9 protein-coding genes are annotated in these 12,021 nt (G+C 41.4%); 8 read left to right on the plus strand and 1 reads right to left on the minus strand.

Features of this window, described 5'->3' with window-relative positions; genetic code table 11:
• Nucleotides 1-12: 12 nt before the first annotated feature.
• The 6 genes from R50345_RS06055 to R50345_RS06080 all read left to right on the plus strand — a co-directional run bounded on the left by R50345_RS06055 (nt 13) and on the right by R50345_RS06080 (nt 8,595).
• Nucleotides 13-393: a hypothetical protein gene (locus R50345_RS06055; RefSeq protein WP_042124914.1), complete on the plus strand. Its 381-nt coding sequence runs from the start codon at nt 13-15 to the stop codon at nt 391-393.
• 20 nt (nt 394-413) lie between these two features.
• Nucleotides 414-911: a hypothetical protein gene (locus tag R50345_RS30165; protein ID WP_052414494.1), complete on the plus strand. Its 498-nt coding sequence runs from the start codon at nt 414-416 to the stop codon at nt 909-911.
• A 35-nt stretch (nt 912-946) separates the two neighbouring features.
• Nucleotides 947-1,597, plus strand: coding sequence for a hypothetical protein (locus R50345_RS06065; protein ID WP_042124915.1), 651 nt, complete (start codon nt 947-949; stop codon nt 1,595-1,597).
• A 102-nt stretch (nt 1,598-1,699) separates the two neighbouring features.
• A complete protein-coding gene (locus R50345_RS06070) occupies nt 1,700-3,862 on the plus strand; it encodes a hypothetical protein (protein WP_156114736.1) in 2,163 nt (720 codons plus the stop codon).
• A gap of 12 nt (nt 3,863-3,874) precedes the next feature.
• Nucleotides 3,875-7,714: a hypothetical protein gene (locus R50345_RS06075; RefSeq protein WP_042124919.1), complete on the plus strand. Its 3,840-nt coding sequence runs from the start codon at nt 3,875-3,877 to the stop codon at nt 7,712-7,714.
• Nucleotides 7,715-8,055: 341 nt separating this feature from the next.
• Complete coding sequence (locus R50345_RS06080; RefSeq protein ID WP_231574060.1) at nt 8,056-8,595, plus strand: GNAT family N-acetyltransferase; 540 nt, start codon at nt 8,056-8,058, stop codon at nt 8,593-8,595.
• A gap of 67 nt (nt 8,596-8,662) precedes the next feature.
• Here the strand turns inward: R50345_RS06080 and R50345_RS06085 are convergent, their stop codons facing one another.
• Nucleotides 8,663-9,295: a hypothetical protein gene (locus R50345_RS06085; protein WP_042124922.1), complete on the minus strand. Its 633-nt coding sequence runs from the start codon at nt 9,293-9,295 to the stop codon at nt 8,663-8,665.
• A 302-nt stretch (nt 9,296-9,597) separates the two neighbouring features.
• Here R50345_RS06085 and tkt point away from each other — a divergent pair, with 302 nt between their 5' ends.
• Nucleotides 9,598-11,640, plus strand: coding sequence for a transketolase (gene tkt / locus R50345_RS06090; protein WP_042124923.1), 2,043 nt, complete (start codon nt 9,598-9,600; stop codon nt 11,638-11,640).
• Nucleotides 11,641-11,673: 33 nt separating this feature from the next.
• The gene (ppnP, locus tag R50345_RS06095; RefSeq protein ID WP_042124925.1) at nt 11,674-11,991 is read left to right on the plus strand and encodes a pyrimidine/purine nucleoside phosphorylase; all 318 of its coding nucleotides are present in this window, start codon (nt 11,674-11,676) and stop codon (nt 11,989-11,991) included.
• Nucleotides 11,992-12,021 lie beyond the last annotated feature (30 nt).

Below are 12,021 nucleotides of genomic sequence, written 5' to 3' on the forward strand. Positions count from 1 at the left end.
GAGGCGTTTCTATTGAAGGAGACCGTCCTCCGGGCATTATTCATGTGGCTTGTCCTGTTTATTATCCTGCAGCCCATTTTCACCTATATTGATTATCTGCTAGATTTGCAGGTCAAAGCTAATACGTCCTACATCACACAAAAAGCAGCAACGGAGGGGATGGTCACAGCATCTATGCGGAATGAAGTGATTTCAAATCTTAAGGCGATTGGGTTCTCGGAGGGTTCCATAGAAATCACAAGCAGCACGGACACTGTTCAGGAACGAAAAAAACGACTAGATGTTTTTGTAACGGCACCGCGAATAAATCTGTTTCCGTATAACTTTTCCACGGTTTCGCAGCCTACCCGATATTATGGGCATGGGTCAATTATGAGTGAATATCTCGATTGATTAAGGGATGAGCCTAATTTATGGATTACATTATTAAGCTGGCATTTGTCCTACTGATCTTTATCTACTCCTGGTTCTTTCAGATTCAGAATCAGGAGTGGGACATGCTGCGCAGCATGCTAAAAGATGCAAACAATATCGCTGTTCACGATGCCGCGCAGGAGTTAGATGAGATTGAACTCACGCAAGGCCGTCTAATTATCGATCCCACGCTTGCATACGATACTTTTCAGCATGCCTTACAGGCGAATCTTGGACTTGATAACGGTCTTTCTCCCAAAATGGGCAGCCGTTTTAAGAATCAAGTAAAGATCGTGAAGTTCGATATTGTTGATGATGCTGCTGGAGTGACTTTTCCGCTTTTATACGAGGATAGTGAATATGGCATTACCAAATACATAGAGGGTCCCTCGGTTATTGCCGTCATTGAGACGGAACATCCGCTGCTGATCTCCAGAGCCAAAACACAAGAGCCAATCAGAGTACCAGCAGTTCAGGAGTATAAGTTCAATAAGTAGGGAAAATCCAATTGAGACTAGGGAGAGATTTGGGGATGAAGAAGAAAATTGTAGAGGCGACTATGGCAGCAACAATGTTATTGGGTGCAGTATTGGGGCAGGGAGTGGTTGCAAATGCGGAAGCGGTTACACCAGTAGCTACTGCTAAGCCAACAGCGGCGGTAAAACCTACAGCAAGCGTGAAACCAACAGCAACGCCGATGCCTATTATGAGGGATAATCTGAGTAAATTTGGTCTGAAGAAAGAAGTGGAGCTGCCTGTGACGGTAACGGTGGGTGGGTTGAGTTATACGTTAGAGAAGATAATGATCTATGATATTAATTCCAAAGATGCACAGGGGTTAATTAAGAAATACGACTACCAAGGTACAGGAAAATATTTTATTTGGACAAAGATTACGGTTGAGAATAAGAGTAGGGACATGATTCGGCAGAATGTAACGGACTTAAGCGAAAAGTGGAGATTACTTTTTGGTGATGAACCGACGGCTCCTACAATGCCTAAAGCCAGTTATTACAAACCAAATAGTAATGAAGCTGTATGGGATTGGAGTCTAGCACCTGGGCAAAAGTTAAGTACGTATCAAGCTTATCTTTATAGTGGGAATTTCAACTGGTTCTACATTAAAGCAAAATATAAAGGTGCTTCTGAGTCGAAATACATCGTTAATCGTCCAGTAGAGTAGGTAAATACAATGAAAAATATCTATTCTTTTGCTCTTTGCTTGTTCTTAATTTTCCCTTTCTTTATTTATCCTGCAGAGGCAGCCGACACGAAATCTATAACGTTGAGCGTACCAATTACAACGGGCTTGACGGGATCGATCAATAGCGCGAAGACATTTTATTTAGACCTTCCTAGTGGGGTATCAAGCGCCTCGATCAAGACAGGTACGCTTAAATATAACGGCAATAACAGTACTATCGGTGCAATTACACTTGAAAATGGTAAGGTGAAAGTTACTTTGAAGGGGAATGAAAAGTCTGAAACATTTTCGGTAGAAGGATACGATGGAGATTATAAAGAACAATTCATCACCCAACCTGGTAATTCCATCTGGCGTTATGCGGATGGTAGAAGGTGGCAGATCAATAACTACAAACCTGAACTGGGAAAGAACGATAGTTATAACGTCAACGCTGCAGATTCGCTCATGCCATCAGGTGAACCGCCCAAAAGGGACGTAGTTACAAAATCAGATATTTCTAATAGGGGATTAGTATGGTTTGGTAAGGGAGGAACAGAAATAATATCTGCTAGTAGTGTCATTCAGTCTAGTATCAGAGTTGAAAGATCAAATCTTATTGGAGCGACTGGTACAAGCGAAATCAAGGATGGCAATAAGTTTATTATTACCTATACAGTGCCTTCGGCGAATGTCCGGCCAGAACAAGTTTCAGATGGTTTTGATAAGGGACAATGGGTAGAAGGACGCTTGTATTTTGTATTGCTTCCTTATTATTTCACAGCCAGTGCCAAAGTAACTTCTTACAGCTACGCTGGCACTGTGAACTTCGACTACACTCTCCCTACAGAACCAACTCTTACCGGTACGGTAACTCTAAACAAACCTAATCCCAATCCTACGAAATTGGGAGATAAAGATGAACCTGTTCAAATTTCACTAATGGGGCAGCTGCAAGGATACAATGATGCTTCAAACATTGATGAGTGGGTGTTCTATGCTAAAGAGAAAGATAGGAATAATACACTCAAAACGAAAAAGGAGTCTGCAAAGACATTTAACGTGAGTACTTTATTTGATTTTGAGATTAAAAAATCGAGTGTTACGGGCGAACATTTTACTCAGGAATATGCTTTAACCGTTCTCGTCCGCTTTAAAAAGCCGATCGTTACAAAGAATGGAACCATCACCTCTCTGGAACAACCTCTACAGATTTCGGCAGGTGTTTATAAAAACAATCCCACAGTTACGTTTCCTCCACCACCAACGAATCCAACAACTCCGGAAGGAAAGCCACCTATAGCAAGAATTTCAGCGCCGAGATATGTCAAAGCAGGAGATGATACGTTAATTAGCGGTGCAGCATCCTATGATCCAGATGGATATATTAATATCTACGTGTGGGAAAATTCGGGTGCGCAAGGAGAGATCGGTAATGCTTCAAAAGGTTATGTGTGGTACACACCTGAACAAGTTGGTCAAACATTCCCTATCGCGCTCACAGTTGTAGACAATGAAAATCAAACGGGGAGTACGAGTAGAGAAATTACCGTCACTGAGCCGAAACCATCAGCAGGGTTAGCCATAGAAGGAACACTTAAACAAAATCGTAAAACGACATTATTCAATAGAAGCCAGAGTCCAACACGGTTTCCCTTAGTATCGAGTAAAACGCGAGTTACGATTACTGCTGTTTCTGGTGGGACGAATGCAGATATAAAGTACAGTGGCACACTATCTGATTTTGAAAACAAAGACGTCTTATTTAAGAAACCCGGTAAATATAAAGCTACGATTTATGTAGAAAACACACTTGGTTACTCAGATAGTAGTGAGATTACTTTTGATATCGTTCCAGATGAAGTACCGTATAATTACTTTACTCTACCAGGAGTAGTCTATCGAAGTCCCGACTTTGGGAACAAAGCGGTTGTTTCATTAGATGATATTTCATATTCTTCTGACAAAGATGTAATCGGCCGCAGATTATGGGAGTATCGTTATGATTCTAATAATGATGGCAGCTTTGAAGGAGAAAAATGGGTGATTTTTAGTAATGAAAATGCGGATCGTTTGAATTTAGAGCTGAGTGAGGTAGGGAAATATGAAGTCCGACTTACTGTCTTTGAAGAATTTGGTCAACCAACCATTGATGAGTTTGTGACAGAAGCTGATCGGAAATCTACAAATTCAGATGGCCAAAAGCTAAGCTCAAGAGTAGTAGAAGTGAAAAATCGAGCGCCAGAAGTGGATTGGTCCTGGTAGAAAGGTGCTTAAATGAAAAAAATAAAAGAAATGTTCTCTCTAGTCCTTATAATCACTTTATTATTCGGATTAATGCCTAGTCAGAGCATATATATTCAAACCGTAGAAGCTGCGACTGGTGATCCGAATATCGTCAATTATAAGGATGTTAACATTCCTGCTTACTCCGAGTACCATGATGCAGGATGGAACTACGGAGATTCAAATATAACTATAAATAATCAAAAGCTTACTAACATTAAATACAATAAAACAACCAAACAATTAACATTTGATATTAGTCCAGATGCATTATTTACTTCAAAAGCAACTATCGCTCGTCATAAAGAAAGTGGTTCGTCGAGTATAGTCCAAGGTACAACTATGTGTGTTGGCGCAATAAGTGAGGGGGCAATGTCTCAAAATCTTCCGACTTACGCGTATGGTTGTCCAGCTGGAGAATATGGTCAATATGTCATGTTTAAACCACTTGAAAAACTGTTTTTCAAAGGATACGATACCGAACCAAATGTCGTTGATACTAAAATTAATTTAGCAACAGATACACCTTATTCAAATTGGATTGGTTCAAATGTTTTTGATGGTATACCCAAAGGGATATCTATAGAATACTCGCTACGGATAGGCTATCAACATAACTCGGGCGGTTTGTCACCAGAAAATGGTTATGCTTTAATATCTTTTGGTCATACCATTCGATTTGTATACCCCTTAATACCGAACAGTCCACCTACCATTTCGTTAAATACACCTAATAATCAAGTCCTGCAGAACGAGCCTGGACGCAATACACTTAACATCGAGGGATATGTCCACGATCCAGATAATGATGATCTTATCGTAAGTGCGGAGATACCCAATGTATTTTATAGGAAGACGGTAGTATCTCAAACGAAAGGATATCAGTATTTCTCTATTCCTGTAGATGCTATAGGTGACTCTATTCCTCCAGGGGATTATACGATGACTGTAAAAGTAGCTGATCCTGCGAATTTGTCGGAATCTGTGAATATGACTTTTAAAGTTACCAATAGACTTAAGCGAAACGCTTTTGTCCTCGTGAATAGTCCTATCGAGAATAGCGGTACCACCTATGAAGACTATGAGGGAGATGCTAAATACGCTGATCGAGTGAGATATGATCATGATCCCAATTACTTTGATAACTCAATGGGTATTTTAGGGGATTCGGGATTATGGAGGACAAGCCTTTACACTTCATTTCCATATACCGGACAATATGTCGTGAGTTATCAAGCTAAGGATATACCGAAAAGGGATGCTCTCTTTGCTGAATATCAGATGTGGAGTAGAGATGCCGCATCTACGATGAGTTTTAAAGTTCACCGTAAGCCAATAGCGCTTTTTTCAGCAAGACTTATCAATGGAAATGTTCAATTAATAGACTTTTCCTATGATTTAGACCATATTACAAGTTCGGATAAAGGGATTATGCAGTGGCAATGGCAATATAAAAAGTCCTTTGATGAGATGTGGATCGACGGGCAGCCACCTGGGGGAGTTTTTGAGAAAGACAGTTACGACATTCGTTTAAGAGTCCGTGATGTGGATGGAGATAATGGAATCGGTGTATGGAGTGATTGGTGTCAACGTATTGTGGGGAATGCGTCTGTTAATCTACCACCCGTTGCATTATTTACCGTTGATCCGAATATCGTTTCTTATCGTAAATCTACGACCATTATTGATAAGTCTTTCGATCCAGATAATGATCCATTAGATGTATATTACTGGACTGTAATCAAAGACGGATGGAATAAAGTATGGGAACATTGGGGTGGAGCAACAACACCGCCGAATATCGCATCATTCGGTGAAGGGAATTATCAACTCAATCTACAAGTACATGATAATCGTGGCTTGTGGTCAGATTGGTACACTCAAAATGTAAAGGTAGTCAATCATCCACCGGCTGCAGCATTTACAATGCCTAACGAAATATACCGCGATACGATTATCACAATGGATAACTTAACACCAGATCCCGATGAAGATGGAGATGTTCTATCTTATGCCTGGAATACAAAATTTAATGACTCTCCCAACTACTGGGCAGGAAACAACCGTTATCAATCAATGACCATTCGTGATCTTATTAATCGTAACGGTATATCACATAAAAAAGCCATTTCTGACGGTTGGGAAATGCAGCTCACAGCTTCTGATGGAAGGTTAAGCTCTTATGCGACGCGCACATTTATGGTTAAGAATCATGTTCCTGTTGCTAAGATTAACGGACCTTCATCCGTAAATCAGTATGATACAAAACAATTTACGTCAGGCGATACCGATGAAGATACATCAGATCAAGGCTCATTAGAATACTACTGGAAAGTAACGAACAGTACGGGTGAAGTGAAATCGTATCTTACTCGCGATATTACGCTTACCTTCTCAGATCCGGGGATATATACGCTAGAACATTGGGCAATCGATCAGATAGGAGATAAGTCGAATATCGCTGGATTGCAAGTCCAAGTGAAAGAGAATTTGGCACCTTCTATGACTTTAACTAGTCCTCTAGGTACAGCAACAAACCCATCTGTGATAGACTCGGACCAAGGCGATCCATTAATCAAGTGGACTTACGCGGATCCGGAAAATGATTCACAGGAGAAATACAGGTTAGAGTTCTTTGCGAAGGATGGTCTATTAGTCTCCACTATAGAAAATCCGGATCCTTCAGGATTGCTCAGACAATATCAAATCCCAAATAATACATTTGAACGGTTTGAATACTTTACAGTGCAAGGTCGAGCATACTCCAAATTTTCATGGTCAGATGTATCAAATGAAAAAACATTCATCATCGATAATGCTCCTAAGCCGGGATTCACGCTAATCACAGATACGGGAAGAGATGCTACAAAGGAACCGATCTACCGTACAGATGTTTTGAATATTAAAAGTACGGCTACGGACAAGGATGAGCCTAAAGGAGATAGCATTAGCCTTAAGTATTATCTGAAAACATCAAATGGTTCAGAAGCTCTCGCAAGTGTAAAAAATGACTTTACCAAGCAATTTAGCAGCAATGGTACCTTTACGTTTAGACAACGTGTAACAGATTCTCTAGGGCTATATCGAGATCTTTCCCAGAATGTTACCATAGTCAACCGTATACCTACAGTTTCGATAACGTACCCAACCAGTATGGACTCGTCAAATCCCACAATCGCAAGTACACTCACACCAATCATTAAATGGGATTATCAAGATGAGGATGGAGATCTGCAGCAACGCTGTAAGGTGCGGATTATTAACTTGGCCACCGGTGCAATCAAGGTCCAATCCGGTGAACAAGTATCAAGCGCTAAGCAATGGCAGATTCCAGCTGGTTCACTAATCGAGAACGAGAAGTATGCCGTCGAGGTTGAAGTTTTTGACGGATTCAGCTGGAGCAATGTTTCTGCACGTAAATACTTTATGGTGAATCTATTAAGTATAAAAGGTGTAGTGAAGCACACCGAAGAGTGGAACAACAACCGTAAAGGTTATAACTTGAAAAAGAGCGGAAATGAGGAGAGTCCAAGAGGCTACAACGTATTTTGGGCAGGAGAGCGTTTTATTCTGCAAGGTACAGCAACAGGTCTCCCGGATACTGTGCAAGTGACCATGAACGGAGAGTTCACTACGCAGCTCAGCCCAACTAACGATGATAAAATCTTCTGGACAGGTGAATTGTACGATAGTTCATTTGAAAAGCTACCAGATGGTCCGGTTACTTTTACCTTTACGGCTCAGAATGTGTACAACACCAAAACGGATACCGTTACAGTTGTTATATCATCGGATTGGTCGGAGTATTTCCAGAGTCATCGGATTAAGTAGAGTAGGACCCTATATCATCTATCCCATCTCTTTTTTTTGCTGACTTCTTGGTATCATGTTAATGTTGAAGCAATGTATTAAACATTGATAGGGGTAGGTAAATGATTCGAGAATTAATACCAGCGGAAATGAAATCAATCTTGAGTTCGATTAATAGAGAACAGCATTTTTTATACTATTCATACCTTACAGCTCGTAAGCATAATTCGGTACACTATGGACAGTTTACAGACCAGGGGGAGCTGCTCGGCGTACTGGCCTTTTTAAGGGGGCTCCCGTTCCATGCTTTTTCCGTATTCCCTGTGGAGAAGTCATTTTGTCTCCGGTCCGTGCTTTCATTTATGAAAGACCAACTGAATTTACCTGACAATGCTGTCGGTAGTGTAATCGTTAATGAAGAAGTTATGGCTCTACTTGCTTCACAGCTTGAGCTTGTTAAGTCTCCCAAGAAATTGCTTCTAATGAAGCATATCCATCAAGAAGCGTTACCACCGGTGGATACAAGTGTTGTACATTTGGGCCCCTCTAATTTTGAGCTTATTGAGTCTAAAATGGCCGATTTAGATACAATGGCTTTTTCAAAAGAAGAACTACAGTATCCGTTCTATGGTGTGATGGAACAACGTGAGCTGATTGCGGTAGGGGGATACCATATTTATAGCGAGGATTACGTTGAATTGGGCAACATCGGAACGGATGTAAGATGGAGAAGGCAAGGCTACGGAAAAAAGATATGCACAGAGCTCACCCGATCGGGAAGAAGGGTTACCTCCAATGTGTATTTAAATGTCCTTGAAGAGAATATCGGTGCAATTACACTATATCAATCGTTGGGCTATGCCCTCATGTGCAAACAGTACATGGTTGAGTTTGTTATTTGAGGGTTAATTAAAAAGGACGAAGTGGAATTACGTTCCACTTCGTCCTTTTTCACAAGCCTAAAACCTTTTATACGACCCCTTCAGTCCGGTCTTCATTCATCCGCATCATTCGTGCGGCGACCGAAGTAGTATGTAATGGTAAAGAGGATGGGCGCGCAGATGCTCTCTGAGCTCTACGTAAATAATAGGATAGCTTGCCAGTAAAAATCTTATGTGCACAGAGTGAAAGAGCGAAATCTTCCGGTGTAACGAAGCAGGAAGGCTTATTCACAGGCTGAACTGCAGTTTCTTCAAATAAAGAGGCAACGAAATGGGAACAAAAATAAGCATTTTCTCTATCGATTTTAATATTCAGAAGCACACCGATTAATCCTAAAAGATGGTATTTATAACGTTCTTGATTTTGCATCATCCCTTGGACATGATTGTACATCGTATCGTATTCCTCAGCGCTAACACGCAACTGATAAATAGAACAATTCGCACTGCTATAGAAAGGGTCAATAAAGTTCTCCTGAATTAGACCTGCCACGAATGGATTGTGCATTTTTTTTCTTCCGAAGCTGTATACCTCCCGCAGTTCACAGTCAAAGGCGATCGAAGCATGATTCAGATCGGCTTTTGTAAACCACTTTATAAAACCACTAAAGGCCGTACCTGTACCGGTAAGCACGATAAAGATGTCCTTATTCGAACTCATGTTCAAAGTTCCTTTCCACTAGGAAATGTTGGATAATGCATGAAAATTATGCTTAACTAACTCCATCTTACTGCATATTTGAGCATTGTAAAACAATCTTTAGTCGTAATTAAAAACTAGACCATAGACTAGTGCAATTTTGGCTTGTCTCATAGTTCTTGTGTGTATATAAATACGTCGATATTGCAAAACATAAGCTGTTGAAATAAAGAGTTTTTAAAAACAATTGGAATTGCTTCCACACTAATGATACAATAAGAGTCAAAATGACATTCTTGAGATTTCAGAGGAGGAACTATTAAATGAGTGAACAAGAACAAGCGATTCAAAAGGAAGAAAACTCAACTGTAGATAACCTGTCCATTACAACGATTCGTACTTTGGCGATTGACGCCATTGAAAAAGCAAACTCCGGTCACCCAGGTATGCCAATGGGTTCTGCACCAATGGGTTACCAATTGTTCGCAAAAACAATGAAACACAACCCTGATCATCCGACATGGGTAAACCGTGACCGTTTTGTATTGTCCGCAGGACATGGTTCTATGCTTCTTTACAGCTTGTTGCACCTTAGTGGTTATGATCTTCCTATGGAAGAATTGAAAAATTTCCGTCAATGGGGCAGCTTGACTCCGGGTCACCCAGAAGTAGGTCACACCGCTGGTGTTGATGCTACTACAGGTCCACTTGGACAAGGTATTGGTATGGCTGTTGGTATGGCTATGGCTGAAGCGCAATTGAGCGCTACCTACAACAAAGATGAACATAAAGTGATTGACCACTATACTTACGCTATTTGTGGTGACGGTGACCTAATGGAAGGGATCTCTTCTGAGTCCGCTTCACTCGCTGGTCATTTGAAGCTGGGCAAATTGGTTGTATTGTATGATTCAAATGATATTTCCCTTGATGGTAAATTGAACCTTTCCTTCTCCGAGAACGTAGCTCAACGTTTTGATGCTTACGGTTGGCAAGTACTGCGCGTTGAAGACGGAAATGATCTTCCTGCGATTGCCAAAGCGATTGCTGAAGCACAAGCTGAGACTAGCAAACCGACTTTGATCGAAGTGAAAACTGTAATTGGTTATGGTAGCCCTAACAAACAAGGTAAAGGCGGCCATGGCGGTACTCACGGTTCCCCGCTTGGAGCAGAAGAAGCTAAGCTGACTAAAGATTTCTACAAGTGGGTATACGAAGAAGATTTCTATGTACCTGATGAAGTTCGTGCTCATTTTGCAGAAGTGAAGAAAAACGGAATCGCAGCTAACAAAGCATGGGACGAAAAATTTGCAGCTTACAAAAAAGCATATCCAGAGCTTGCTGCACAATTCGAAACCGTAATCAACGGCGATCTTCCAGAAGGCTGGGATGCTAACCTTCCAACTTACACTACTGAAGATAAAGCCGTATCGACTCGTGTCGCTTCCGGTAGTGCACTTAACGGTCTGACTGCTGGCGTTCCTCAGCTTGTGGGCGGTTCCGCTGACTTGGAAAGCTCCACTATGACGCATTTGAATGGTTTAACATCGTTCACTTCAGAATCTTATGATGGCCGCAATATTTATTTCGGCGTACGTGAGTTTGGTATGGCAGCTGCGATGAACGGTATTGCACTGCACACGGGTCTTAAAGTATTCGGAGGAACATTCTTCGTATTCACAGACTACCTGCGTCCAGCTATTCGCTTGGCTTCGATCATGAAATTGCCAGTAACCTATGTACTGACACATGACAGTATTGCAGTCGGTGAAGATGGTCCTACGCATGAACCAATCGAACAATTGGCTTCCCTGCGTATCATCCCAGGTCTGACAGTTATTCGTCCGGCTGATGCTAACGAAACTTCTGCAGCATGGGCTTATGCTATGGAAAACAAAGAGAATCCGGTTGCTTTGGTTCTGACTCGTCAAAACTTGCCGATTCTTGCAGGAACCGTTGATGGCGTTCGTGAAAACATCAAACGTGGTGGTTATGTTGTCTCTGATTCCAAGAATGGCACTCCACAAGCACAACTGATCGCAACTGGTTCTGAAGTACAACTGGCTGTTAAAGCACAAGCTGCTTTGGCTGAAGAAGGTATTGATGTTCGTGTAATCAGCTTACCAAGCTGGGATCTGTTCGAAAAACAAGATAAGGAATACCGTGATTCCGTAATTCTTCCAGGAGTTAAGGCTCGTCTTGCTATCGAAATGGCACAAACCTTCGGCTGGGAACGTTACACTGGTGACCAAGGCGATATCCTCGGCATCACTACTTTCGGAGCTTCCGCACCTGGCGACAGAGTAATGAAAGAATACGGCTTTACTGTTGAGAATGTAGTTAGCCGTGTGAAAGCACTTCTGTAATTAACTGAATAATCATTAGGGGGAGAACAAGTAATGAGTCAGTTTAACAACGCAACGATTGAAAAAGCAGCCAATGTATATTATGGCGGACAAGTAACCAGCCGTACGGTAATTTTACAGGATGGAACTAAGGTGACACTTGGCATCATGTTGCCTGGTGTATATGAATTTGGTACGGATGGTCCTGAAATTATGGAGATTCTGTCCGGTGATCTTAAAGTGCTGCTACCCGGCAGCGAAGTATGGCAGGAGATTAAGGGAGCGGAGACGTTCAATGTTCCTGGAAACTCAAAATTTGCGTTGGAAGTATTCGGTGTAACTGATTATTGCTGTTCTTACCCAGTATTGTAATTCAAAGTATAGAAATGAAGAAGTATCCCG

The sequence above is a fragment of the Paenibacillus sp. FSL R5-0345 genome (genome assembly GCF_000758585.1).
Taxonomy (GTDB): Bacteria; Bacillota; Bacilli; order Paenibacillales; family Paenibacillaceae; genus Paenibacillus_AQ.

Bases quoted from the DNA above. Each gene is read 5' to 3' on its own strand.
- R50345_RS06080 (WP_231574060.1), top strand. From the start codon at position 8,056: ATGAAAGACCAACTGAATTTACCTGACAATGCTGTCGGTAGTGTAATC.
- R50345_RS30165 (WP_052414494.1), top strand. From the start codon at position 414: ATGGATTACATTATTAAGCTGGCATTTGTCCTACTGATCTTTATCTAC.
- R50345_RS06085 (WP_042124922.1), bottom strand. From the start codon at position 9,295: ATGAGTTCGAATAAGGACATCTTTATCGTGCTTACCGGTACAGGTACG.
- ppnP (WP_042124925.1), top strand. From the start codon at position 11,674: ATGAGTCAGTTTAACAACGCAACGATTGAAAAAGCAGCCAATGTATAT.
- tkt (WP_042124923.1), top strand. From the start codon at position 9,598: ATGAGTGAACAAGAACAAGCGATTCAAAAGGAAGAAAACTCAACTGTA.
- R50345_RS06075 (WP_042124919.1), top strand. From the start codon at position 3,875: ATGAAAAAAATAAAAGAAATGTTCTCTCTAGTCCTTATAATCACTTTA.
- R50345_RS06065 (WP_042124915.1), top strand. From the start codon at position 947: ATGAAGAAGAAAATTGTAGAGGCGACTATGGCAGCAACAATGTTATTG.